The 24,662-nt window shown below is 68.7% G+C and carries 24 protein-coding genes; 12 read left to right on the top strand and 12 right to left on the bottom strand.

Going from position 1 to position 24,662, the window contains the following annotated elements; translation table 11 throughout:
* The first annotated feature begins 4 nt into the window (after window positions 1-4).
* The 6 genes from CQZ88_RS05275 to CQZ88_RS05250 all read left to right on the top strand — a co-directional run bounded on the left by CQZ88_RS05275 (window position 5) and on the right by CQZ88_RS05250 (window position 4,492).
* The gene (locus tag CQZ88_RS05275; RefSeq protein ID WP_006931798.1) at window positions 5-367 is read left to right on the top strand and encodes a hypothetical protein; all 363 of its coding nucleotides are present in this window, start codon (window positions 5-7) and stop codon (window positions 365-367) included.
* 3 nt (window positions 368-370) lie between these two features.
* Entirely contained in the window at window positions 371-871 is a 501-nt protein-coding gene (locus CQZ88_RS05270) for a nuclear transport factor 2 family protein (RefSeq protein WP_102799350.1), read from the top strand.
* A gap of 48 nt (window positions 872-919) precedes the next feature.
* Entirely contained in the window at window positions 920-2,200 is a 1,281-nt protein-coding gene (locus CQZ88_RS05265) for a Rieske 2Fe-2S domain-containing protein (RefSeq protein WP_006931795.1), read from the top strand.
* Window positions 2,193-2,696, top strand: a complete 504-nt coding sequence (locus tag CQZ88_RS05260; protein ID WP_029546282.1) for an aromatic-ring-hydroxylating dioxygenase subunit beta — start codon at window positions 2,193-2,195, stop codon at window positions 2,694-2,696. Before CQZ88_RS05265 ends, CQZ88_RS05260 begins: the two co-directional genes overlap by 8 nt.
* 9 nt (window positions 2,697-2,705) lie before the next feature.
* A complete protein-coding gene (locus CQZ88_RS05255) occupies window positions 2,706-3,470 on the top strand; it encodes an SDR family NAD(P)-dependent oxidoreductase (protein ID WP_102799349.1) in 765 nt (254 codons plus the stop codon).
* A gap of 71 nt (window positions 3,471-3,541) precedes the next feature.
* Window positions 3,542-4,492, top strand: coding sequence for a PDR/VanB family oxidoreductase (locus CQZ88_RS05250; protein WP_006931788.1), 951 nt, complete (start codon window positions 3,542-3,544; stop codon window positions 4,490-4,492).
* A gap of 7 nt (window positions 4,493-4,499) precedes the next feature.
* Here the strand turns inward: CQZ88_RS05250 and CQZ88_RS05245 are convergent, their stop codons facing one another.
* From CQZ88_RS05245 to CQZ88_RS05235, 3 genes are all read right to left on the bottom strand, one after another.
* Window positions 4,500-5,150 (bottom strand): response regulator transcription factor, encoded by a 651-nt coding sequence (locus CQZ88_RS05245; RefSeq protein WP_102799348.1) that lies wholly within the window; start codon window positions 5,148-5,150, stop codon window positions 4,500-4,502.
* Window positions 5,151-5,236: 86 nt separating this feature from the next.
* Window positions 5,237-5,533 (bottom strand): hypothetical protein, encoded by a 297-nt coding sequence (locus tag CQZ88_RS05240; RefSeq protein WP_006931784.1) that lies wholly within the window; start codon window positions 5,531-5,533, stop codon window positions 5,237-5,239.
* A gap of 80 nt (window positions 5,534-5,613) precedes the next feature.
* On the bottom strand, window positions 5,614-6,912 hold the full coding sequence (locus CQZ88_RS05235; RefSeq protein WP_102799347.1) for an amidase: 1,299 nt from the start codon (window positions 6,910-6,912) through the stop codon (window positions 5,614-5,616).
* Between the two features lie 165 nt (window positions 6,913-7,077).
* On the opposite strand from CQZ88_RS05235, the gene CQZ88_RS05230 reads away from it, so the two are divergent.
* The 6 genes from CQZ88_RS05230 (at window position 7,078) to CQZ88_RS05205 (ending at window position 15,431) form a co-directional block, all read left to right on the top strand.
* Window positions 7,078-8,520, top strand: a complete 1,443-nt coding sequence (locus CQZ88_RS05230; protein WP_102799346.1) for an MFS transporter — start codon at window positions 7,078-7,080, stop codon at window positions 8,518-8,520.
* Between the two features lie 60 nt (window positions 8,521-8,580).
* Window positions 8,581-9,768, top strand: coding sequence for a flavin reductase family protein (locus tag CQZ88_RS05225; protein WP_043802798.1), 1,188 nt, complete (start codon window positions 8,581-8,583; stop codon window positions 9,766-9,768).
* 507 nt (window positions 9,769-10,275) lie between these two features.
* Window positions 10,276-11,502 carry a glycosyltransferase gene (locus tag CQZ88_RS05220; RefSeq protein WP_102799345.1) on the top strand — a complete coding sequence of 409 codons (1,227 nt, stop codon included), beginning with the start codon at window positions 10,276-10,278 and terminating at the stop codon, window positions 11,500-11,502.
* 182 nt (window positions 11,503-11,684) lie between these two features.
* Entirely contained in the window at window positions 11,685-12,158 is a 474-nt protein-coding gene (locus CQZ88_RS05215) for an STAS domain-containing protein (protein WP_006931741.1), read from the top strand.
* Window positions 12,159-12,394: 236 nt separating this feature from the next.
* On the top strand, window positions 12,395-13,882 hold the full coding sequence (locus CQZ88_RS05210) for an NAD(P)/FAD-dependent oxidoreductase (RefSeq protein WP_029546298.1): 1,488 nt from the start codon (window positions 12,395-12,397) through the stop codon (window positions 13,880-13,882).
* Between the two features lie 235 nt (window positions 13,883-14,117).
* Window positions 14,118-15,431: a serine/threonine-protein kinase gene (locus tag CQZ88_RS05205; RefSeq protein WP_102799344.1), complete on the top strand. Its 1,314-nt coding sequence runs from the start codon at window positions 14,118-14,120 to the stop codon at window positions 15,429-15,431.
* A gap of 90 nt (window positions 15,432-15,521) precedes the next feature.
* Here CQZ88_RS05205 and CQZ88_RS05200 read toward each other — a convergent pair whose 3' ends face one another.
* The 9 genes from CQZ88_RS05200 to CQZ88_RS05160 form a co-directional block, all read right to left on the bottom strand.
* Window positions 15,522-16,604: an ABC transporter ATP-binding protein gene (locus tag CQZ88_RS05200; RefSeq protein ID WP_102799343.1), complete on the bottom strand. Its 1,083-nt coding sequence runs from the start codon at window positions 16,602-16,604 to the stop codon at window positions 15,522-15,524.
* 8 nt (window positions 16,605-16,612) lie between these two features.
* Window positions 16,613-17,929: an ABC transporter substrate-binding protein gene (locus CQZ88_RS05195; RefSeq protein WP_029546316.1), complete on the bottom strand. Its 1,317-nt coding sequence runs from the start codon at window positions 17,927-17,929 to the stop codon at window positions 16,613-16,615.
* Window positions 17,930-17,949: 20 nt separating this feature from the next.
* A complete protein-coding gene (locus CQZ88_RS05190) occupies window positions 17,950-18,837 on the bottom strand; it encodes a carbohydrate ABC transporter permease (RefSeq protein WP_072636348.1) in 888 nt (295 codons plus the stop codon).
* Window positions 18,834-19,883 carry a carbohydrate ABC transporter permease gene (locus CQZ88_RS05185; RefSeq protein WP_102799342.1) on the bottom strand — a complete coding sequence of 350 codons (1,050 nt, stop codon included), beginning with the start codon at window positions 19,881-19,883 and terminating at the stop codon, window positions 18,834-18,836. The genes CQZ88_RS05190 and CQZ88_RS05185 overlap by 4 nt, the downstream gene beginning before the upstream one ends.
* A gap of 113 nt (window positions 19,884-19,996) precedes the next feature.
* Complete coding sequence (locus tag CQZ88_RS05180; RefSeq protein WP_029546319.1) at window positions 19,997-20,917, bottom strand: Ig-like domain-containing protein; 921 nt, start codon at window positions 20,915-20,917, stop codon at window positions 19,997-19,999.
* Between the two features lie 144 nt (window positions 20,918-21,061).
* Window positions 21,062-22,741, bottom strand: coding sequence for an FAD-dependent oxidoreductase (locus CQZ88_RS05175; protein WP_102799341.1), 1,680 nt, complete (start codon window positions 22,739-22,741; stop codon window positions 21,062-21,064).
* A gap of 129 nt (window positions 22,742-22,870) precedes the next feature.
* Window positions 22,871-23,086 (bottom strand): dodecin, encoded by a 216-nt coding sequence (locus CQZ88_RS05170; protein ID WP_006931721.1) that lies wholly within the window; start codon window positions 23,084-23,086, stop codon window positions 22,871-22,873.
* 69 nt (window positions 23,087-23,155) lie between these two features.
* Window positions 23,156-24,364, bottom strand: a complete 1,209-nt coding sequence (locus CQZ88_RS05165) for a serine hydrolase (protein WP_043802930.1) — start codon at window positions 24,362-24,364, stop codon at window positions 23,156-23,158.
* An 82-nt stretch (window positions 24,365-24,446) separates the two neighbouring features.
* Window positions 24,447-24,662, bottom strand: a 216-nt coding sequence (locus CQZ88_RS05160; RefSeq protein ID WP_374703808.1) for a DUF6764 family protein, incomplete at its 5' end; no start/stop codon positions are given.

The following is a 24,662-nucleotide window of genomic DNA, read 5'->3' as shown; positions in this document are numbered from 1 at the left end:
CCCCATGACCGCCGAACCGTTGCGCACCCTGTTCTGCATCGGCAACAACCAGAACTTCTTCGACCTGCCGAAGGCGGAGATCGGCCCGGTGTGGGTCGGCATCTCCACCATGCTCTCGAATCTCGCGAACATGGACGGCATCCATGTCATCGGCACGTTCGACGACGACGCCCACATGGTGGGCCCGTCCGACGGCTGGCCCTGGACCTGCTACGTCCTGGCCGACGTGAAGGACCAGGAAACCGTGCGGGCCGCGTGCAACCTGTTGCGGACGACGATGATCGGCGAGTACGCCCTCTGGAAGTACTTCAAGATCGAGGCCCGCATGGGCCGAGAGCTGACGATCCGCGCCGACGTCGGGGTCTGATCCGTGACCGACACGGAGCACCGCCTCGAGGTGGTCGAGGCGAAGGAGGCCGTCCGCGACTGTCTCGCCCGCTATCTGGACCTGTGTGACGTGCCCGGCCCGCTGCAGAGCCCGGATCAGCTCGGCGTCCTGTTCACCGACGACGCGACCTGGGAAGGACTGGGTCCGGAGTACGCCGGCAAATTCGGAATCGCCCGGGGCCGAGACGAAATCGTGGCCCTCGTGTCCCGGTACCTGCCGCCGGCCGACCACTTCCTCCGCAACGTGCATCTCCTCGGGAGCGAGCAGATCCGTCTCGACGGCAACCGTGCGAGCGGGCAGTGGATCATGCAGCAACTGTCGCTCTATGCGACGGGAACGGCCGAGATTCTCTGCGCCCGGCTCATGATCGACTTCGACCTGGGCCGAACCGGGGGACGTACGGCGGCTCACATGAGCCGGTTCTGCACCCGCCGGATGTTCGCCGCGCCGCTGCCCGCCGAGGCGATGTTCCAACGGATCTGATGCATCCCGGTGATGCCCGCCCTTGCACTTCACGAACGAAGGAATCACATGACGACGACAGAAGAACCCACCGCACGCACCTACGCGGACCTCGTCGCGAACGACCGGGTCGCGGGCCGGCTGTACACCGATCCGGACATCTTCCAGGAGGAGATGAAGAAGATCTTCTACAAGACCTGGGTGTGGGTGGCACACGAGAGCGAGATCCCGGAGGCGGGTTCGTTCAAGACCACCCAGGTCGGAGACCAGCCGGTCATCGTGACCCGGGATCGCAAGGGCAACTTCAACACCCTGCTGAACCGGTGCCGGCATCGGGGGGCGACGGTGTGCGACCAGCGCAGCGGCAAGGCCAACGGCTTCACGTGCCCGTACCACAACTGGTCCTACGCACTCGACGGACGTCTTCGCGGCATCCCCTACCCGGACGGTTACGAGGGCGTCGTGGACAAGAAGGACTTCCCGCTCCAGACGCTGCGCACCGAGAGCTACCTGGGGATGATCTGGGCAACCTTCGACCAGGACGCCGAGCCGCTCGAGGACTTCCTCGGCGACGCCAAGATCTGGATGGAACGCTTCTTCAAGCAGAGCAACGGATTTCCGACCAAGGTGCTCGGCGTTCACAAGTTCCGGTTCAAGGGGAACTGGAAGATCCAGCTCGAGAACACCACGGACGGGTACCACTTCCCGATGGTGCACAAGTCGTGGATGGCCTCGGTCGACGCCGAGACGGCGGACATGATGTCGTTCATGGACGACCCCGCGGCCGAGACCCACGCCCTCGGCAACGGGCACAGCGTCGCGATCATGGCCGCGGCCCACGCGGATCTCGATGTGGACGACGGAACGGAGGAGATCCAGCCCCGCTTCCAGCATCTGGTCGACGAACTCGCCGCCGCGGGAGAAAGCCCCGAACGGATCCGTCGCTATATGCGTTCCATGCACGGTTGCGGGTTCAACCTCAACACCTTCCCGAACGTCGCGATGTCGTCGTCGTTCTTCCGGGTCCTGATCCCTCTCTCCGTCGACGAGACCGAGATCTGGCACATGGCCCTCGGCATGGACGGCGGGCCCGAGAGCGTCAACCGCGAGCGACTGAGGATCCACGAGCACTTCCAGGGGCCGTTCGGTTTCGGTAGCCCCGACGACGCCGAGGGTTGGATCCGGGTGCAGATCGGGGCCGGCGGCAATCCGAACATGCCGATCCTCGTCAACCGCGGCGAGGGACGCGAGTACACGACCGAAGAAGGTTGGCCCACCTCTCATGTCACCGACGAGACGGGGATGCGGGAAGCCTACGCGATGTGGAAGAAGATGATGAGCAATGACTGAGGTCGTACCGATGCCGACCCTGACGGACTCCCGTACCCTCCGGGCCATCGAACTCGTCTGGAAGGAAGCTCAGGTCCTCGATGCCAAGGACTATCGAGCCTGGGAGCAGATGTACACGGACGACGCACATTACGTGATTCCCATCGATCCGGACACCGACGACTTCGCCGCGGGCCTGAACATGGTCTACGACGACAAGCGCATGCGGCACCTGCGCGTCGAGCGGATGATGCAGGGCTACTCGCCCTCCGCGGTGGCCGCGGCCCGGACCGTGCGGATCGTCTCGCGGTTCACCGTGGAGGAAATCACCGACACCTCGGTCACTCTCCGATCGGCCCAGATCCTCAATGCGTTCAAGCGCAACGAATTCACGACGCTCGGCGCCGAGCTGACCCACCGGATCGTTCTCGGAGCGGACGGGGACAGAATCTCACTCAAGGTCGTGCGGCTCATCGACAGCGAGGACGCGGTCAGCGCCTCGGGTTACCTGCTGTAGGAGGCCGATGTGATCTCTCAGTCCACCGGCACCGGGCCGGGTATCGCCGTTGTCACCGGCGCGGCCGGAGGTATGGGTGCCGCCATTGCCCGGAAACTCCACGCCGACGGTAGAAGGGTTCTGCTCGCCGACATCGACACGGCCGGTGTCGAAGCCCTCGCGGCGGAGTTGTCCCCCGACGGATCGACCGCACGCGGTCTCGAGCTCGACGTCAGTCGCAAGGTCGGATTCGAGGAGGCCCTGGCGACATCCCGGCAGATCTGGGGCATCCCCACGATCGTCGTCAACAATGCTGCCGTCACGCAGGCAGCGGATCTGATGAACCTGGCGGAGGCGGACTTCACGAGTGTGCTCACGACGAACGTGAACAGCATCTTCTTCGGTTGCCAGGTGTTCGGCGCGGCCATGGCCGACCAGGGCTTCGGACGGATCGTCAACATGGCCTCACTTGCCGGCCAGAACGGAGGGACGGCAACCGGTGGCCACTACGCGGCCTCCAAGGGAGCGATCCTGACCACCACCAAGGTCTTCGCGCGCGAGCTGGCCGGCCGGGGAGTGACCGTGAACGCGATCTCTCCCGGGCCGCACGACCTCCCGGTCGTGCGGGCCACGGTGCCCCCGGACAGGCTCGCGGGCATCGTCGCCGGGATTCCGGTGGGCCGCTTGGGAAGTCCGTCGTTCGTGGCGGACATGGTCGGGCTGCTCACCTCGGACGACGCCTACTTCGTCACAGGTGCCTGCTGGGACGTCAACGGCGGGCTGTACCTCCGCTGAGCGGAGTCCTCCCGTCCGGGAGGGCCCCGGTCGGCGTTTTCCGTCCGGAGAAATTCACGAGGAGAACGGACATGGCACTCATCGACGTCACCGTCGCCGAGATCATTCAGGAATCACCCACCGTCAGATCGTTCAGGCTGGCGAAGACCGACGGGTCGCCACTGGGTACGTATCTGCCGGGCGCGCACATCGATGTCGTCGGACCCACGTCGATCACCCGCCAGTACTCGCTGTTCAGCACGCCCGATGCGCAGGATTCGTTCGCCTTCGCGGTGAAGCGCGAGGAGAACTCCCGCGGCGGCTCGGCCGCCCTCCACGAAGTGGGGGTGGGCGACGTTCTCCGGATCAGCTCCCCGCGGAACCTGCTGAGCATCGCGACGGACGCCACGCACCACGTCCTGGTCGCCGCCGGCATCGGCATCACCCCGATGCTGAGCCTGGCGCGCTACATGGACGTCCACGGCATCAGCTTCGAACTGCACTACTTCGCGCGCAGCGAGAAGGAAGCCGCCTTCCTTCCGCTGCTGCGTGACCGCTGCCCGGAGAAGCTCCGTGCCCATCTGGGGGTGGCCCGGGAGGACCAGGACGAGATCCTCGGAACCACCTTTGCGGGAATGGATCCCGGCGCCCACGTCTACACGTGCGGACCCGACGGGTTCATGACCAAGGTCGTTGCGCTCGCCGGCCGGCACGTCCCGGCCGGGTCGATCCACCTCGAGAACTTCCACGCGGCGGAACAGCCGGACGCCTCCGAGAACTCCGCGTTCGAGGTGGAACTGGAGGGGGAGACCTATCAGGTCCCGGCCGACCGGAGCATCGTCGAGGTGCTTCAGGAGAACGGCTGCGACGTGGACACGTCCTGCCAGGAGGGCATCTGCGGTACCTGCATCATGCAGGTGCTGGCAGGGACTCCGATCCACCGGGACAACGTTCTCACGCAGTCCGAGAAGGAATCCGGCGAGATCATGGCAGTCTGCGTGTCCCGGGCAGCGGGCGAGCGCCTGGTGCTGGACTACTACTGATCCTCGACTACTGATCCTCGACCGGCACGTCCACCCCGTACCGAAGGACGTCCCGCACGAGGGTGCTGATGCTGTCGGCGTCCGTCTTGCTCTTGATGCGAGCACGATGGACGTCGACGGTCTTCACGCTCATGCCGAGTTTCCGGGCGATGTTCTGGCTGGGTAGGCCTTCGACCACCAGGGCCAGGATCTGACGCTCGCGCGGCGTGAGGGACGAGACCTTGTTCCGGACCGATTCCCGCACGACATGGTCGGTAAAGCGGAGCCGGGCCTTCTCCACCCCGGCCTGCACGGCGTCCAGCAGCCGTTGCGGATCGTAGGGCTTCTCGAGGAAGTCCAGCGCCCCCGCCTTCAGGGTGGAGACGGACATCCGGATGTCGCCGTGGGCGGAGACGAAGATGATCGCCACGTGCGGCGCGAACTCGTTGAGCTTCTCCTGCAACCGTGTCCCACTCATGCGGGGCATGCGCACGTCGAGGACGATGCAGGCCGGCCGGCTCCCGTCGTAGGCGTTCAGGAACTGCTCACCGCTGTGGCAGATCACCGGTGTGATCCCGATGCTCTCCAGCAACCAGTCGACGGATTCGCACAGTTCGAGATCGTCGTCGACCACGTACACCGTCGTCTCGGCTCGGAGGTCGTCCGCACTCTCCGCCATGGCTCTTCACCTCCGGATTCGGGGGCCAGGGCGTATCCCTGGCTCCCGACATTGTCCCCGTCCGCCCCGCGGTGGGAACCACCTGCTCAGGCGACGTCCGCCGCGGCGTCGTCCCAGCCGGCATCGGCGGTCCAGTAGTTCATTCCCGCCGCGCTCACCTGGTGCCGCCAGGCGGTGGTCCGCCGCAGGAGTGGTTCTTCCCTGCGGACCGACTCGTCGGCCGCCTCGGGGCCGTCGGCCTCCACCGTCCAGTGGACCCAGTTGACCTCACGGCCGTACTCGTCGTGGACGAACAGATCGACGTGGTGCCAGCCGCGGTCGAACGTGTCCTCGTAGCAGGTGAGGAACATCCGGTGGTGGTTGGTGGGGCGGGGTTCGAGCATGGCTGATCCTTTCACCGAGCCGAGCGAGTATTGTCACCGAGCCGAGCGAGTAATGTCACCGAGCCGAGCGAGCGGGCGGCTCAGACGGCAATCACGGGCAGTTCACGTAGGAGGGCCTCGAGCTTCTCGCCCACGTCGAGCAACCGGTCCTCGTGCCCCGGCAGCCCGACGATCTGCAGGCCCAGCGGCAGTCCCGCGGGGGTACGGGCACCCGGCACGACCACGACCGGTAGACCGAGCAGCTGCCACGGCCGGCTGAGGATCGGCGACCCGGTCGCGGACAGGCCGAGCGGGGCCGGACCCAGCGCTGCAGGGCCGACGATGATCGGAGCGGAGTCCAGAATCTCGTCCAGCAGTTCACGAGAGCGGTCCCGACGGGTCAGGGCCGCGGAATACTCGGCCCCGGGGGTTCTGCGACCGTTCTCCAGGAGGTCTCGGATCGGCGCGCTCAGTGCCTGCGCGTGTTCGTCGAACTCGTGTGCCCGTGCCCGGGCGGCTTCGTACGACATGACGGTGACGTGGTCCTCGGCCAAGGTCTGAACATGATCGTCCCAGTCGAGCGGTTCGGCCTTCACTCCGATCTCTTCCAGCAGGGCGGGCACATGTTCCAGCAACGCCGCCATGGGCGGCTCCAGGGGGTGGAGAGCACCGGCGTTCCAGACCAGGCCCCGAGCAACCGGCTCCGGAGCCCGGGCATCGGAGCGCTCGCGACCGGTGAATGCGTTGTGCACGAAGCGAAGATCGGCCACGGACCGGGTGAGCAGGCCCAGCGAGTCCAGTGACTCGCTCAGACCGGTGATGCCGGACATGTCCGTGGTGCCGTGGGCGAGGACCATGCCGGCGGCTCCGCAGTACGAGGCCGGCCGGGTCAGCGAACCCGCCGTCTGGGTGCCGAGCGCGAGGGGCACGGTCCCCGCCGCGACGGCCGCAGCCGATCCACTGGAGGACCCGCCGGGGGTGTGATCGAGGGCGTGGGGATTGCGGGTGGGGCCGGGGGTGAAGTAGCCGAACTCGGTCGTCACGGTCTTGCCCTGGACGATCGCACCGAGGGAACGCAGACGAGTCACGCAGGCAGCATCGGTGCCGACGGCATCCGGGGAGGTGACTGCGGAGCCGGCACGCGTGGGCATCCCGGCTACGTCGATGAGGTCCTTGACTCCGGCGGACACACCGGCCAGAGGCGCAGAGCCGGGGTCCCGGTCGACGGCACGAGCCTCTGCCGCAATCGTCGACGACAGGCACACCCAGGCGTCGAGTTCCGGTTCGCGCAGCTCGATCGCTCGTCTGACCTGCGTGGCGAGGTCCTCGGCCGGCACCGACCCGGTCCGGACGACCCCGACCTGCTCCCGCAGAGACAGCTCCGACGCGCGCGTGCTCATACTCCTCCTCCGGTCTCGACTCCTCCATTCTGGGCGAACAAGCCGAGGGCCGACAGTAAAGGTTTCCCTCCTACCGCAGTAAGGACGCATGGAAATAGCTTCTGAACCACTGTCGACCCGCTGGCGGATTCCGCATCCGCAGCTCGCTAGGAAAGGTGGCTGCTCATGGCTTCGACCGTGGCGCCCGAAGTCTCTGTCTCCCCGGAACCCGGGGAGAAGAGGATCGACTTCCACAGGATGAACCGCAAGGCGTGGATAATCACGGCTCTGCTCGTCCTCTTCCAGATCGTGGCCTTCGCCGACAAGGCCGTACTCGGCCTGGTGGCCTCGAAGGCCATGCCCGATCTCGGAATCTCCGCCGTACAGTTCGGTTTCATCGGCAGCGCGTTCTTCTTCCTCTACGCGGTGGTCTCCGTGGTCACGGGTTTCCTCGCCGCCAGGTTCTCGGTCAAGTGGATCATCCTCACCATGGGCGTCGTCTGGGCGGTCATGCAGTTCCCGATGCTCCTCGGTGGCGGTGCCGCGGTGCTGCTGGTGACCCGCATCGTCCTGGGCGGCGCGGAAGGTCCCGCCACGGCGATGTCCCTCACCGCGGCCCATTCGTGGTTCGAACCGCGCCGTCGCGCCCTGCCGTCCAACCTGGTGGCCGCCGGCTCGACGCTGGGCCCGGTCATCGCCGCGCCTGCCCTCGCCTGGGTCATCGTCGCCTGGGGATGGCGCTGGGCCTTCGGCGTCCTCGGCATCGTCGGGCTCGTGTGGGTCGTCGCCTGGCTCCTGATCGCCGGTGACGGACCGTTTGCCGGGCACGGCAAGCAGAACCCCGCCGCCGCCCGCACCGCCGCCCGCACCGCCGATCGGAAGCCGGCCGATGCCGCCGACGAGGTGGCCACGAACGATGTGGACGAACAGAAGCCTGTCGTCGTATGGCGTGCCCTGCTCAGCATGACCTTCCTCGCCGCGGTGATCGGCGGCGCCTCGAACTTCTGGGTCCAGGGGTTCGTCACGACATGGTTGCCCCAGTACCTCGGCACCGTCGTCGGCCTGTCGCTTCCTCAGGTCGGCACCGTCACCACCTTTCCCTGGATCCTCGGAGCCGCCGTGTTGCTGCTGCTCGGTTTCCTCGGCCACCGGTTGATGAAGCGCGGCCACAACGCGCATCGCGCGATCGCTGTCCCGTTCGGCATCGCGGCTCTGGTGGCCGGAGTCTGCTTCATCCTGGTCCAGGCGACCTCCGGTGTGCTGGCCGTCGCCCTCCTGTGCCTCGCCGCGGGCTGCAGCCTCGCGTACCCGATGACCGCCTCTGCGATCGCCTATGCCGTCGGCGCCAAGCAGCGACCGATTCTCATGGCCACGCTCGGCGGCGTGGCGTCGATCGGTGCCATCGTCTCCCCCACGCTCGTGGGCTGGCTGATGGCCCGCGCCGGTTACGTCTCTCCCGCTGCAGGAAGCGAACTGACCACCGAAATGGCGACGAACATGGCGATCGGTGTGCACCAGGCATTCACCATCACCGGCATCATCCTTCTCGTCGGCGGTCTCCTCTGCATCCTCTTCCTGCGGCCCGAGAGCCTCGGCCGGAAACTGCAGTCCAAGTACGTCAAGCACTGAACCCGGCATCTCGATGCATGCCGGCACCATCCCACCGTCCCCGAGATCAGGAGGACCTCCATGACAGGTTTCGCGACCCCGGTCGACCAGGGGCTCTTCCGGGAAGTGATGGGGCACTACCCGACCGGTGTGGCTGTCGTGACCGGCCGCGCGGACGACGGGGAACTGCTCGCCCTGGTGGTCGGAACCTTCGGTTCGGTGTCTCTCGATCCGCCCCTCGTCTCCTTCATGCCGATGAAGACGTCGAGGACATTCGCCAAGATGCGGGAGTGTACTTCGCTGTGCGTCAACATCGTCGGCGGCGAGCAGGAGGAACTGGTCGCCACCGTCGCACGACGCTGGGAGAACAAGTTCGACGGGATCGACTGGTTCCCGTCCCCGTCGGGGGACCCCGTACTGGCGGAATCGGTGGCGTGGATCGACACCCGCATCACCGACACGGTGGAGGCGGGCGACCATTGGATCGTCCTGTGCGCTGTGGCGGACATGGCCGTCACCAACCCGGTGGCCCCGCTGATCTTCTTTCAGGGCGGTTACGGAAGTTTCGTCGGCACGTCGCTGATGGCCCGGATGGAGCACCGGATTCTGTCGGCGATTCAGGATGCGGACTGCGCGCGGCCGGCCGTGAGGGACCTCGCGAACGAAATAGGTTGCGAAGTCACGCTCTACACGGCCGTCGGCCATGACGAGATGGCGACCGTTCTCTCCGCGTCGGCTCCCGGAATCGACCCGGAGAACGGACTGGCGCAGCGAGTTCCGATCGTGCCACCCATCGGCGATTCACTCGTCTTCGATCTGCCTCCCGAGGATCAGGAGCGGTGGATCGCCAAGGCTCGCGGCGTCGAGGAGTCCGGCAGACAGCTCTACCGGGACCGTCTCGACTTCGTCCGCGAACACGGGTTCCTGCTGTCGTTCCTGCCCCGGGAGGGCGGTGCCGCATACGAGGAGATGCGCGCCGCCACCCGCCGGTACGAGAGCGGAAGGCTGACACCGGCACAGGAACGGAGCATCCGGGAATGCGTCGTAAGGTCGACGGTCGACTACCGGTTGCACGACCTCGACGGTGCGGAAACGTACGACCTCGGTTCGGTCGTACTACCGGTTCGCGACCGAAAAGGTGACTACACGCTCACGCTGCGATTGGCGCAACTTCCTCGCCGGGTGTCCGGGACGCGGGTACGAGAGTGGATCGCTCGGGCCAAGGCGGTCGTCGGCGTCCTCGAGAGCGGTACCGACTTCGACCGGTAACCCGTTCCCGCGGAACGCGGTACACCGCGACATCCGGTGCCATGAGGGGTACCGGTCGGTCTTCGCCAGCTTGCATGTCGACCGGGTCGGTCACGGCTCGCCGGGCCGTGGGACGTGCGCCTGCCCCGTGCGTGTGTTCCACGGCTCCCGGATCCTGGCTGTGCGCGTCAGGCCGAGGGCGCTACCCGCACAGCCGCCGATCAAACTCGAGACGCTCCCCCGGCAGTGCGACGATCCCGTCCGCCGGATCGAGGCACGCGTGCGTCCGAGACGATTCCGCCTCCTCGGTTTTACCCGCCGCAGAATCGGTAACCCTGTGCCCATGGCGCACCCACCGAACGTGCTTCCGTGGCAGATCCACGGCTCGTGGACGCCCTCACACGTTCAGGGGTCCCAGGACCCGTTGCCGTCCCTCCTCGACGGCGGGCCGTGGGCGCGGGGCCGCTGCGGGCGGTACGCGCTGATCGACGAGGTGACGAGCGCGGCAACCCGCAGGAGGGAAGGGCCATGAAGATTGCGATGGTGTCCGAGCACGCACGCCTCCTGGCGGCCCCGGGCGACGCAGACTCCGGCGGCCGGGACGTGCACGTCGCCGAACTGTCGGCGGCGCTGGTACGGGCGGGACACGACGTCACCGTCTACACCCGTCGCGACGACCCCGATCTTCCCGAACGAGCCCGGACCGAGGAGGGGTACGAGGTGGTCCACGTCCCCGCCGGGCCACCCACCCGCCTGCCGGCGGACGAGCTCCTCCCGCGGATGGGCGAGTTCGGCACCTTCCTCGAACGCGCATGGACGAAGGACCGGCCCGACGTCGCCCACGCCCACTTCTGGATGTCGGGCATCGCGACCCAGCTCGCCGCCCGCAACGCCCGGGTGCCCACGGTGCAGACCTTCCACACCCTGGGCGTGGTCGAGCGCCGGCACCAGGGCAGTGCAGACTCCGGCTCGTCGAGCCGGATCCGCGTCGAGCGGCTCCTGGCCCTGGGCGCGAGCCGGGTGGCCGCCACCTGCTCGGACGAGGTGTTCGAGCTCGCCACGCTGGGTCTGCCCCGCACCCGCACGTCCGTCGTGCCCTGCGGCGTGAACCTCGAGCTCTTCACGCCCACCGGCCCCGAGCATCGAGCGCGCGGGGCCGGGCACCGAATCGTCACCGTGGGCCCGCTCGTGCCGCGCATGGGCTTCGACGTCGCGATCCGGTCCCTGGCCCTGCTCCCCGACACGGAACTGGTGATCGCCGGCGGACCGGTGGACGGCGACCTCGCCGACGATGCCGAGGCCGCCCGCCTGCGCGCCGTCGCCGAACAGCACGACGTGCGGGACCGGGTGCGGATGACCGGGCCCGTGCCCCGGGAGGACATGCCCGCGCTGCTGCGGTCGGCGGACGTCGTGGTGTGCACTCCCTGGTACGAACCGCTCGGCATCGTGCCGCTGGAGGCGATGGCCTGCGGGCGGCCCGTCGTCGCGACCGCCGTCGGCAGCCTGCTCGACACAGTCGTCGACGGGGTGACGGGCACGCTGGTGCCCCCGCACGCATCCGAGGCCGTCGCTGCGGCCCTGCACGGCCTGCTCACCGACGACGTCCAGCGCACCGCCTTCGGTCTCGCCGGCCACGACCGGGCGAGCACCCGCTACTCGTGGGACCGGTCCGCCGCCGACGCCGTGCGCACCTATGAGCGGTGCGTGCCGGAACCGCGGCAGGCGGTGCGGTCCACGCGCTCCGGAGCGCGCTGAAGGGACTCCCGGGATCTTCACGGAAATTTCACAGATTCGGCCGCCGGGCACAGGGCCGAGACGTTACTGTTGCGAACAAGGTTGAGAAGCAGCCGGTTCTCGTCTCGTGGAGGCGATTGCTGCGCTCCCCTGTCCCCCGACCGGGCGCTGCTCCAGCAGTCGGAATCATCTGAGGAACAGCCATGGTCTATCTGCGCTCCATCCTGGACGCACCGCACCGGTATTCGTCGTCGCTGCTCGACACCGCGCTGTTCGACGACTTCTCCGGCGACGGGACCCGGGTCTGCATCGACGTCGACGAACCGCCGGGCGGTCCCGTCGTGGTGCAGGTGTCAGGGAGCGTCGACGAGGGCGCCGCGCCGGTGCTGCACTCGTTCCTGCGCGAGGCCGTCGTGCGGGGTCGAGGCGTGGTACTGGACCTGTTGCAGGTCACCGCCGTCGAGTGCGACACCGCGGCACTGCTCGAGCGGGCCGAGTCGCTGCTCCGCGAGCGGGGCGCGAACATCACCGTCGCCGGCGGTGCGGCGGTGCGGCGCGCGGTACGGGACGCGGGATTCGAGGACCGGATCGCGTGCTTCGACACCTTCGGTCCGGCATTCGAGGCGGCACACCGCGGGTGCGACCTCCGGACCGCGGCACGGCGGGTGCAGCCGTGACCGCCAATGTCGTCCTGCTGCTGTTCGTGCTGGCAGCAGGCATCGGTGGCACCGCAGCGTTGCAGGGGGCGCTGCGGCGCCGCCGCTGACTTCACACCTTCCGGACGGCCGTGTGCGGTGCGTCGTGCGCGGGCGTGTGCTGTCCGCGCCGAGGCCGTTGGCCGATCGCCCGCCCGTTGATAGTGTTCTGCGTCACCTACCTCGGTCGCCGAGACCTCGGGGAACGGAGAAGCGCGATGCACGACGAGCACGTCGACGTCCTGATCGTCGGCGCCGGACTCTCCGGGATCGGCGCGGCCTGCCATCTGCAGGACGAATGCCCGGACAAGAGCTACACCGTCCTCGAGGCGCGCGACGCCATCGGAGGCACCTGGGACCTGTTCCGCTACCCGGGCATCCGCTCCGACTCCGACATGTTCACCCTGGGGTACTCGTTCCAGCCCTGGACCGAACCAGAAACCTTCGCCGACGGCCCGTCCATCCGCGACTACGTCCGTCGCACCGCGCGGACCCGCGGCATCGACGAGAAGGTCCGGTTCCACCATCGTGTGGTCCGCGCCGAGTGGTCCACGCCCGAGGCCCGCTGGACCGTGACGGCCGAGCGCACCGACACCGGCGAGCGCATTCGTCTCACGTGCGGCTTCCTGTTCGTCAACTCGGGCTACTACCGCTACGACGAGGGATTCACCCCCGAACTGCCCGGCGTCGAACGGTTCACCGGCACGCTCGTGCATCCGCAGCACTGGCCCGAGGACCTGGACTGCACCGGCAAGCGCGTTGTCGTCATCGGCAGCGGCGCCACCGCGGTGACCCTCGTCCCGGCGCTCGCGGAGTCGGCCGCACACGTGACGATGCTGCAGCGCTCCCCGAGCTACGTCATGTCACGGCCTTCGATCGACCCCGTCGCCGGTGCGCTGCTCGGCCGGGTGCCGTCGAAGATCGCCTATCCGATCGTCCGCTGGGCCAACGTGCTGGGCAGCATGGCCTTCTTCCAGTTGAGCCGGCGCCGGCCGGCTCTGGTCAAGAGGCTGCTGCGCAAGGGCGTGCTGAGCCACCTGCCCGCGGACTACGAGGTGGATGTCCATTTCCGGCCGCGGTACGACCCGTGGGACCAGCGGGTGTGTTTCGTTCCCGACGGCGACCTGTTCAAAGCCCTGCGCGAGGGCCGGGCGACGGTCGTGACCGACACGATCGGCACGTTCACGGAGAACGGAATCCGGCTCGCCTCGGGTCAGGAACTCGAGGCCGACGTGGTCGTCACCGCGACGGGGCTGAACCTGCTCCTGCTCGGCGGGATGGCCGTACGCGTCGACGGTCGCGACGTGGAGATGGGAAAGACGCTGGCGTACAAGGGGATGATGCTCTCCGGTGTCCCCAACCTGGCGTTCACCGTGGGATACACCAACGCGTCCTGGACATTGAAGGCCGACCTCGTCGCCGGATACGTGTGCCGCCTGCTGCGGCATATGGACGCGCGCGGGTACGCCTACTGCACCCCGACCGCTCCCGCCTCCACGACGGCCGCGTCACCGCTGGTCGATCTGGCGTCCGGGTACGTACTGCGCAGCATCGATTCGCTCCCCAAGCAGGGCCCCGCGGCTCCGTGGCGACTGTTCCAGAACTACGTCCGTGACCTGGTGATGATGCGCCGCGGCGGGCTCGAGGACGGCGCCATGCGCTTCTCCCGGGCAGCGGTCCCGACAGCGAAGCAGCCGGCCGCCTGAGGTCCCCGTACGGAATCTCCGAGCATCCCGGGGCCCGCTTCCGCGGATGCGCGTATCCGCGAGGAATCTCGCTGCCCGCCCGATCGAAAGTAGCAGCGTAGGTGGGCGGTTCCCAGCCGAGCGCGACACCATCCGGATCCGCCGCATAGACTGCCGGTGGAGGAGGCGGTCGACCCTCCCCTCCCCGGCGCACAGTTCCGCAACCGCGGCAATTTCCAGGGGCGGAGAGTGACATATGCAAGTTGGTGCCCTGTTCGGCAGGTATCGCCTGGACCGTCCACTGTCGGTGGATGCGACCGGCGAGGTGTGGGCCGCGTTCGACACGATCACGCATCGGCACGTCGCCGTGCGGGCGCTGCCGCCGGAGGCGACCGAGGACGACGACTACCGCGCTCGTTTCGAACGGGAAGCCGAGATCGCAGCGCGCATCCGGAACCCGCATGTGGTCCCGATCCACGACTTCGGGCAGATCGGCAGCCGACTCTTCCTCGCAACGACGATCGTCCAGGGCACGAGCCTGCAGGCGATGCTCCGGGCCACCGGCGCAATGGAGGTGCCGCGCGCGGTCGACGTCGTCGAGCAGCTGGCGTCGGCCCTCGAGGCCGTGCACGCGGCCGGACTGGTCGAGCAGGAGGTGACGTCGGCGAACGTCCTCGTGCAGGACGACGGGCTGATCTGCCTCACCGATGTGGGGTTCCCCCCGCATCCCGGCGCGGCGTCGGGCGTCTACGGCCTGACCACCGTGCTGTACGAATGCCTCACCGGCCGACTCTTCCAGTCGTCGAGCGGACCGACGTTGCCACCGCAATCGTCGTCGGTGCTCTCGACCCTGCCCGCCGGTATGGTCGACGTGATCGCCCGCGGAACGGCAGCCGAACCCGCGCGGCGTTACGGATCGGTGGGCGAGCTGGCCGCTGCCGCGCGCACCGCGGCAACATCGCAGCGACCCGCCCACAGGGCCTCGACCGCGATCGTTCCGGTCGACTGGAGCCGGCGCATCCTGGTCGCAGGCCTCGCGCTGGCGGCGATCATCGCCGTTTTCGTCGTCGGCAGCATGGCACTCGGCGCGATATCGCCCTCGTCCGAGGGCGCCGACCCCGCTCCGCTCCCGATCGCGGCGCGGCCGGCCGCGCCGACACCGTCGCCACCGACCACCCCGACAGGTGCGGACGAGGTGCCGTCGGAACCAGCGACACCTCGGACGGAAGCTCCGGCCGCCGAGGCTCCTCCGCTTCGGGATGCGGCCCCACCGGCACCCACACCCCGATCCGCACCGCAATCGCCACCTGCACCGGCACCGCCACCTGCACCGGCACCGCCGGCGCCCGCGCCCGCGCCGCAGGTACTGCCCTGCTACCCCGGCTACGAGCACACCCCGCCACCGGACGGACCCTGTCTTCCGGCCGGCTCACCCCCCGCACCAGCCCCGGCACCGCCGGCGCCCGCGCCACAGGTACTGCCCTGCTACCCCGGCTACGAGCACACCCCGCCACCGGACGGGCCGTGCTGGGCCCCCGCGAGCCTGCGGGGCCCGACCGGCGACGGGTGATCCCAATGAACCGTCCGCTCGCCGTCGGGCCGAATGTCACACGCATTCAGTTCAATCGAATGCATGTGACATTCGGCCGCCGAGGCGGGGTCAGAGGCGGGCGCCCGTCGTCGTCGAGAAGAAGTAGACCTCGCCCGCCTGCGGGAGCAGGTGCACCCGCTCGCCCGGACCGATCGGGACGCGTCGATCCACCCGCACCACGACCTTGCCCGACGCGCTCGACCAGTCGGCCGGCTCGGCGGCCGTCGCGTGGACGAACGATTCCGCGCCGAGCTGCTCGACGAGGTCCACCGTCAACGACAGGGTTCCGGAACGCCACGCCCCGACGGGGGTCCACGCCTCGGGCCGCACCCCGACGACGATCCGCTCGGCATCGACGTCGGCCGGCACGGCGACCCGCAGACTGCCGAGCACGGCCGCGCCGTCGCGGACGGGCGCGTCGAGCAGGTTCATGCCGGGCGACCCGATGAATCCGGCGACGAAGGTGTTGACCGGGTTGTCGTACAGGTCGCGGGGCGCGGCGACCTGCTGCAGGCGGCCGCCGTCGAGGACGGCCACCCGATCCCCCATGGTCATCGCCTCCACCTGATCGTGGGTGACGTACACGGTCGTGGTGCCCAGCCGACGTTGCAGTCCCGCGATCTGCGAGCGTGTGCTGACCCGCAACTTCGCGTCGAGGTTGCTCAGCGGTTCGTCCATGCAGAACACCGCGGGCCGTCGCACGATGGCCCGGCCCATCGCCACGCGCTGCCGCTGCCCGCCCGAGAGCTTGCCCGGTTTGCGGTCGAGCAGCGGCTCGAGCTCGAGCATCCGCGCGGCTTCGAGCACCCGCGCCGACCGTTCCGCCTTGCCGACGCCGGCGTTGCGCAACGCGAAACCCATGTTCTCCGCCACCGTCATGTTCGGATACAGCGCGTAGTTCTGGAACACCATCGCCACGTCGCGTGCCTTGGGCGGCAACCCCGTCACGTCGGCTCCGCCGATGTCGATGCGGCCGTCGTCGACTGCCTCGAGCCCGGCGAGCATCCGCAGGCTCGTGGATTTCCCGCAGCCCGACGGACCGACCAGGACCAGGAACTCCCCGTCCGCGACGTCGAGGTCGAGCCGGTCCACCGACGGCCGTTCGACGCCCGGGTAGCGGTGGGTGACGGTCCGGAAACCTATGCTTGCCAAGGCTGTTCCTACAGGTTCGGGGTGATCTGGCGATCGATGATCTGCTGCAGCTGACGGGTGACGTCGCCGAACGCCGTCGTCACGTCGGCGCCCTGGAGGGCGATCTGCTCGAGGCCGGTGCCGATGATCTGGTCGCCGCCGGGTACGAAGACGCGCGCGTAGTCCTGCGAGCGGGTGCGCGCGAGTTGGTCGACGGCGGTACGAGAGTTGGGGTTCTGCTCGAGGAACGCCTTCATGTCGGGGTTCTCGGTGGCGGACTTGCGCACCGGCATGTAGCCGATCCGCTGCGAAAAGTAGGCGGTGTTCTCCCCGTTGGTGACGAAGTCGATGAACTTCAGCGCGTTGCGCTTTCGCTCGTCGGAGATGTTCGCGGGGATCGCCAGTCCGGCGCCGCCGGTGGGGCATCCCGGAGTGCCGTCGGGGGCCGGCAGGAACGCGGTGCCGAAGTCGAACGCGGCGTTCTTCGTGATGCCGGACAGGTCGCCGGTGGAGGCGATCGTGGACGCGATGATCCCGGCGGAGAAGTCGTTGGCGATGTCCGTGGAGACACCCGCGTACTTCCCGGTGTGGATCATGTCCTTCAGGAACTGTCCCGCGGCGATCGTCTCCGCGTCGCCGAAGCGCAGCCGCCAGCCGTCGGAGTAGGCACCGCCGAACGTCCAGATCGGTCCTTCGAAGGTCCAACCCAGGTAGTCCTTGGCGTTGCCCCAGCCGTGCGCCAGCTTGCCTGACCCGACGGCGCGTTGCAGTTCGGGCCCCCACTCGGAGAACTCCTGCCAGGTGGCGGGCCCGCGGTCGGGCAGTCCCGCCTGCCGCCAGACGTCGCGGTTGTAGTAGAACAGCGGGGTCGAGCGGGCGTAGGGCAGCGCGAAGTGGCGGCCCTCGAAGAGGTAGTCGGCCAGCAGGGAATCGACGTAGTCGCCGGTATCCACGCCGACCTCGGTGAACAGGTCGTCGAGCGGCGTGATCGCGCCGGCGAGCGCGTAGTTGAACCACCACACGTCCGACAGGACCACAACGTCGGGCAGATCGCCCCCGGACAGGGCTGCGTTGAACTTCTGTGACACCTCTTCGTAGTTCTTGCCGCCGTCGACGAGGTCGACGGTCAGGTCCGGGTACTTCGCCTGGAACCGGGCGATGAGTTCCTTCTCCACGTCCTGGGACTTGCCCGGGTGGTTGGACCAGAACTTGATCGTGTTCGCGTCGGAGGCGGACCCCGAGGTGCCCGCCGACCCGGACGAGCCGGTGCCGGCGCACGCGGCCAGCGCTGCGCTCGCCGCGACCACCCCGGTCAGTCCCAGAAATCCACGCCTGTCGATGTTCACGAAGTTGCTCCTGGAAGAGTTCAGCCCTTGACCGCACCGGAGGTGAGGCCCTTGATCATGTGTCGTTGCAGCGCAAGGAAGACCACGAGGATCGGCAGCATGGCCAGCACCGTGCCGGCCATCACCGGACCCCAGTTGGTGACGCCGTCGTTGTTCTGCAACTGGGTCAGTCCGATCGGCAGCGGGGCCACCGACGCGTCGTCGGCCATGAGGAACGGCCACAGGTATTCGTTCCACTCGTTGACCACGGTGATGAGCGCGAACGCGACCAGGGTCGGGCCGGACACGGGCAGCACGACCCGCCACAGCAGACGGACGTGTCCGGCGCCGTCCATCCGTGCCGCCTCGATGATCTCGGCGGGGATGGACAGGAAGTGGTTGCGCAGCAGGAACGTTCCGAACGCGACGCCCGCGAGCGGCACGATGATCCCCTGGAAGGTGTTGCGCCATCCCCATTCCGCCACCAGCGCGTAGTTGGAGATGACCGTGATCTGGTTCGGCACCATCAGGGCGGCGACGATGCCGACGAACACGAGATTCTTGCCGGGGAACCGCAGGAACACCAGACCGTAGGCGCTCAGGATGCCGAGGACGAACTTCACGCTCGACAGCACCGTGGTGATGATCAGCGAGTTCCGCAGGAACGTGCCGAACGGCACCGAGGTGACGGCCTCCGTGTAGTTCTGGGGATGGAACATGCTGGGCCACCAGGTGACCGGCAGCGTGTAGATGTCGGGCCGCTGCTTGAACGACGTCACCACGATCCAGTACAGCGGCAGCGCCACGACGAGCAGTGCGACGACCATCGCGGCGTAGGCGAGCACACGGATCGCGCGCTCCCGACGCCGGTACGGCTCTGCCGCCGTCGGCTCCGCACGTACGATCCGACGGTCCAGAAGCGCCGTCATCCCACGATCTCCTTCCGCGCCACCGGCCGGATGTCACATTCCGTCGATGGGACCGAACGCGTGTCACATTCGGCCCCGCGCCCGCGACGGCGACGGCGAAGGCGGGGGCCGCGGACGGGGCGGGGCCGGTCGTCGCGGTCCATGAGACGCACCTGGTACACCGTGACCGCCAGCAGTACGAGGAACATGACGGTCGCGACGGTGGCGCCGTAGCCGGCCCGGAAGTTGCGGAAGGACTCGTTGTAGACCTGGTAGACCATCGTGGTGGTTCCGGTGCCGAGCGGTCCGCCCCGGGTCATCACGTTGATGATGTCGAAGACCTGGAACGAGTTGAGCAGCACGGTGATCGACAGGAAGTAGGTGGTGGGTCGCAGCTGCGGCAGGAGTACGCGCCGGAAGGCGGTCCACGACGAGGCGCCGTCGATCGCGGCGGCCTCGGAGAGTTCGGGGCGCAGGCCCTGCAGGGCGGCGAGATAGATGACGAAGGTGTAGCCGAGGTTCTTCCACAGGTAGGTGAGGGTGACCATCACCAGCGCCCAGGCCGGATCCTGGTAGAAGTCCGGGGCGCCGATCCCGACCCTGTCCAGCAGGTCCTGGACGAGGCCGAAGTTCGGGTCGAACACGAACTGGAACGCCACGCCCACCGCGGCGCCGGAGATGACGAACGGCGCGAAGAGTGCGGAGCGAACGAGGTTGCGGCCCAGGAGTTTACGGTCCAGCAACAGCGCCAGCGCCAGACCGAGCAGCATGGATCCCGCGACGGTGGCGACGGTGAACACGACGGTGTTGCCGACGATCTGCCAGGTGTCGGCGCGGCCGAACCACTCGCGGTAGTTGCCGAATCCGACGAACGTGGCGGTGGGGCTCGAGATGTTCCACTCGAAGAACGAGAGGCGGATGTTGTCGACGAGCGGCCGGTACGTGAACAGGATCAGCAGCGCGAGATTCGGTCCGATCAGCGCGGCGAACAGCGCGTAGTCGCCCCATGGGCGTCGCGACAGCCCCCGATCGGGTTGGGGCAATACTCTTTCCGGACTCGAGCGCACTGCGGCAGTGTGCCTGCCGCGGGCGAACCGGAGGTTACGCCGGTCTGGCGCCGGCGAGTACTCTCGCCACCCGGAAGGTCACCAGGTGCTCGCCGGCGTCGACCGTTGTCCGGCTAGAGGTTCCAGTCGCCGAGGCCGTCCCAGCCGTTGAGGGTGCCGCCACCGGTGTTCTGCACGATCACCGGGTCGCCCTTCTGGGCGTTCTCGAAGAACCAGCGACCGTCCTCGGTGCTCACGTTCAGGCACCCGTGGCTGACGTTGGTGTTGCCCTGCGCCCACTCGGACCACGGCGCCGCGTGCACGAAGATGCCGCTGTTGGAGATGCGGGTCGCGTACTCGACGTAGGTGCGGTATCCCTCGGGCGAGTCGACCGGAACGCCGTACGTGGACGAGTCCATGTACATGTCGCGGAACTTCTCGCCGACGATGTAGGTGCCGTTGGGCGTCTCGTAGCCGGGCTTGCCGAACGACGTCGGCATGGTCTTGACGACCTCGCCGTTGCGGGTGACGGTGATGGTCTTGGTGTTGTCGTCCGCGACGGTGATCAGCGCGTCGCCGACGGTGTACGACGACTGCGTGCCCCCGGCGTTCACGGTGACCTGGGTGTGGGCCGGCCAGAACTCGAACGGCCGCCACCGCACCTGCCGGTCCGAGGCCCAGTAGAAGTGCCCGGACACCGGCGGGTTCGACGTGACGGTGATGGCGCGCTCGGCGGCCGCGCGATCGGTGACGTTCTCGTCGAAGCGGATGATGATCGGTTGGGCCACGCCGACCGTCTCACCGTTCGACGGGTTGATCGACGGGGCCGAGAACGGCGGCGGCGTGGGTGCGACGGAGTTCGAGCCGCCCGGAAGCCTCTCGACGAGTTCCTGCACGCTCGGCAGTTCGGGCCCGCCCGGCCACAGGGGTACCGCGGCGGCGGGTCCCGTCATGGTGAGCATGGCGGCGCCGGCCCCCACCAGCGCGGTGGCGACACGGCCGGACCAGCGACCGGCGCGGCCGCGACTGCTCGGCCGACCCTTCTTCTCGAACATTCGACAACCCATCGTTCGTTCGTGCCGTCGCACCCACGTCCGCCCCGACAGCGACGACTTGGCGACCCCATTAGACACAGCTCCCCGCAGGCGGGCAATTCGACCATGCCCGCCCGGACGGCCCCTCGCGGGCTCGCGCCCAGGTCAGGACTCGATTCGAGAGGCGGCAAGGAGATCGGCGACATCGACGAACTTCACGCGAGAGCGACCCGCGGCGCCGCCCCGGGCGCGTTCCTGCTTGTCGATCTGCTGCCAGCCCCGGTAGTCGACGTACTCCGGCCGGCGCTCGGAGACCAGCGCCGCGAGCTTCTCCCGGTCGGCGACGGGTGCGACGAGCCGGCCGGCCACGAAATCCTGGACCAGGTGCTCGACGGTCTGGGCGGAGCACTGCTTGTTGGTGCCGATGACGCCGGTGGGTCCGCGCTTGATCCAGCCGGCGGTGTACACGCCGGGCAGCGGCTCGTTCGTCTCCGGGTCCACGACCCGGCCCTCCTCGTTGGGGAGGATGCCGCGCTGGTCGTCGAACGGCAGGTCGGCGACGGGGGCGCCACGGTAGCCGACAGAACGCAGGACCAGGCCGGTGGCCAGGGTCTCGGTCTGCCCGGTGCGGTGCGCCTCGAGCCGGCCGTTCGCCTCGACCAGTTCGGTGCGTTCGAGGGTGATCGATTCGACCCGGCCGTCACCGCTCAGCTCGACGGGGGCGGCGAGGAAGCGCAGCACGATCCGCTTGTTGCCCTCGGTGGGGCGCCGCTGGGCGAAGCCCTGGACCTGTTCGACCTTCAGCACGATCCGCGGTTCGGCGGTGGGGTCGTCGACGAGGGCGCGGCCGGCCGGGTCGAGTTCGGCCTCGGCCGGGTCGACGACGATGTCGACGCCCGCGAGCTGACCGAGGGCCAGCAGTTCCGGGTTGGTGTAGGCGGCCTGGGCGGGTCCGCGGCGTCCCACGACGACGACCTCGCGGATGTTCGACTCGCGCAGGGCGGCGACGGCGTGGTCGGCCATGTCGGTCTTCGCCAGCTCGTCCGGGTCCATGACCAGCGCCCGCGCCACGTCGAGGGCGACGTTGCCGTTGCCGACGATCACCGCGCGTTCGCCGGACAGGTCGAAGGTGCGGTCGGCGTAGTCGGGGTGTCCGTTGTACCAGGCGACGAACTCGGTGGCCGCGTGCGAACCGGGCAGGTCCTCGCCGGGCACGTCCAGGCGCCGGTCCCCGGCGGCGCCGACGGCGTAGAGCACGGCATGGTGGTGCGCGAGCAGTTCCTCGTGGCTGATGTGGGTGCCCACCTCGACGTTGAACCAGCACTGGCTCTTCTTGTGGCCGAGGGCACTACGGAACAGCTCACCGACGGCCTTGGTGCTCTGATGGTCCGGGGCGACACCTGCGCGGACGAGGCCGTACGGGGTGGGCAGGCGGTCGAAGATGTCGACCTCGACACGGGCCCGGCCGGTCAGCTCCAGCGCGGCGTAGCAGGCCGCCGGTCCCGAGCCGACGATCGCCACCCGCAGGGTGCCGAGCTCGGCGGGAATCTTGGTGCGGTCGCGTTCCTCGGGCCAGTCCGGTCCGATCGGGTATCGCCGGTAGTAGTCCTCGGCGATCTTCAGATAGGGCTCGTGCGCGGCGGGCAGCTCGTTGTCGGCGTAGATCGCGTCCACCGGGCATTCGTCCACGCACGCGCCGCAGTCGATGCAGGTGTCCGGGTCGATGTAGAGCATCTCGGTGGTGGCGAACGGCGCCTCGTCGGGCGTGGGATGGATGCAGTTGACGGGGCAGACCTCGACGCACGAGGCATCGTTGCAACACGCCTGGGTGATCACGTAAACCACGGTGGATACCTGCCTGAAGTGCCGGGGGTTCGACGACCCACTCAGACTATAACGTGTTCCAATTCCGGTCGAGATCCGGTTCGCCGCCCCTGCTCTCCCGGCGTGTCCCCCGCCACCGGACCGGACGCGTCAGCCGTCGGTCGGCTCGATGCGGAAGCCGATCTTCACGGTCACCTGGATGTGCGCGACGGCCCCGTCGTCGATGTGGCCCCTGACGTTCATCACCTCGAACCACTCGAGGTGGCGCGTGGTCTCCGCCGCACGCGCGACGGCCTGCTTGATCGCGTCGTCGACGCTGTCCGTCGACGAACCCACCACCTCGATCACCCGGTACACGTGGCTCACAGTGTCGCTCCCTCCGTATCGAACTGCTTCGAACAATCAATCGTGGGGGTAGGCGCCGCGGCACCTTCCTCAGGCGCGGCGGGCCAGGTCGCGCGCCAGCGCGCCGAGCCGCGCGAGGCGCAGATCGCCCAGCGCGATCGGACCGCTGCCCAGCCGGTTCGTCGTGAACGCAAGCGACAGTCCGGTGTCGAGGTCGGCGAAGGCGCCGGAACCGCCGACCCCGTAGTGGCCGAGCGCCCCGCGCGGCCGCTCCCGGCTGACGAACACCGGCTGGTGGTAGCCGAGCCGCCACGCCATCGGGACCCCGAGCACGTAGTCGCGGCCGCGCACCTGGACCTCGCTCATGGCCTCGATGGTTTCCGGGTGCAGGAACTGCACGCCGTCGATCGTGCCGCCCGCGGCGATCGCCCCGTACATCCGCGCCAGGGCGCGCGCCGAGAACACCCCGTTCCAGCCGGGCATCACCGCGTCGTGCACCGCGGGATCGCGCACCAGCTCGTCGAACTCCTCCGGCATCGCGGCCTCCGCGAGGCCCCGGGTGAGGCTCACCCGGGACAGCACCGAGGCGGTCATCCCCCAGTGCAGGCCGGCGGGATTGATCCGCGGGAACAGCTTGGCGATGCGGTGCCGCTGCTCCTCCGGCACCCGGAACCAGAATTCGGGGGTACCCAGGGGTTCGGCGATCTCCTGCCGGACGACGTCGACGAACGGCGACCCGGTCACGCGCTGCACGATCTCCGCGACGAGCCAGCCGTACGTGACGGCGTGGTATCCCGGGCCTTCCAGCCGGCGCGGGTCGGGTGGGGCTGCGGCCAGCGCACGCACCGTGGCGTCGTAGTCGACGATGCCCATCCGGCCGGGCCGCAGGTTGCGCACCCGGTGCAGTCCGGCCCGGTGGGTGAGCACGTCCGCGACGGTGACGTCCTCCTTGCCGGCCGCCGCGAACTCCGGCCAGTACCGCGCGACGGGGGCGAAGTAGTCGATCAGGCCGCGGTCGGCGAGCCGGTGCACCACGGTGGACGCCACGCCCTTGCCGGTGGAGAAGGACAGCGACACCGTGTCGCGGTTCCACCGCCGGTCGCGGGTGGCCCAGCCCGCCCAGATGTCGAGCACCTTCTCGCCGTCCAGGTAGGCCGCGAGGGCCCCGCCCCCGTGCCGGGGCAGCCGGTACAGGTCGAAGAAGCGATCCGCGAGCGGCAGGAATCGCCGGTCGACGTGCATCTCGGTCGGCGGCGGTTCCTGTACCGCCGCCGCGCCCCGCACCGGTCGGGCTGTCATCCGTGGTACCTCCCAGTCGACATCGTGCCGCCAGGTTACGTCGCAGCGTCCGGTCCCGAACGGGTTTTCCGCAGGCTCCCGGTCAGGGCGTGACGTACCGGAACGTCCCCAGCACGACGCACCCACGGCCGGTGGTGAGGTTGACGGCGGTCGCGGCGGACCCCTCGCACAGCACCGGGTCGCGCAGGTCGCCGATGAAGGCCTGGGACTGCGGGCCGGCCACGACGACCGCGGTCGCGGGCTCCTCGACGATGCCCAGGGCCAGCGCGTCCTCACCGAAACCGAGCGTGGCGAGAGA

Origin of the sequence: Rhodococcus sp. ENV425, assembly GCF_002887785.1 — a bacterium.
Classification (GTDB): domain Bacteria; phylum Actinomycetota; class Actinomycetes; order Mycobacteriales; family Mycobacteriaceae; genus Rhodococcus; species Rhodococcus aetherivorans.
The sequence above is the reverse complement of the archived record's forward strand: the minus strand, read 5'-3'. Positions and strand labels throughout refer to the sequence as shown.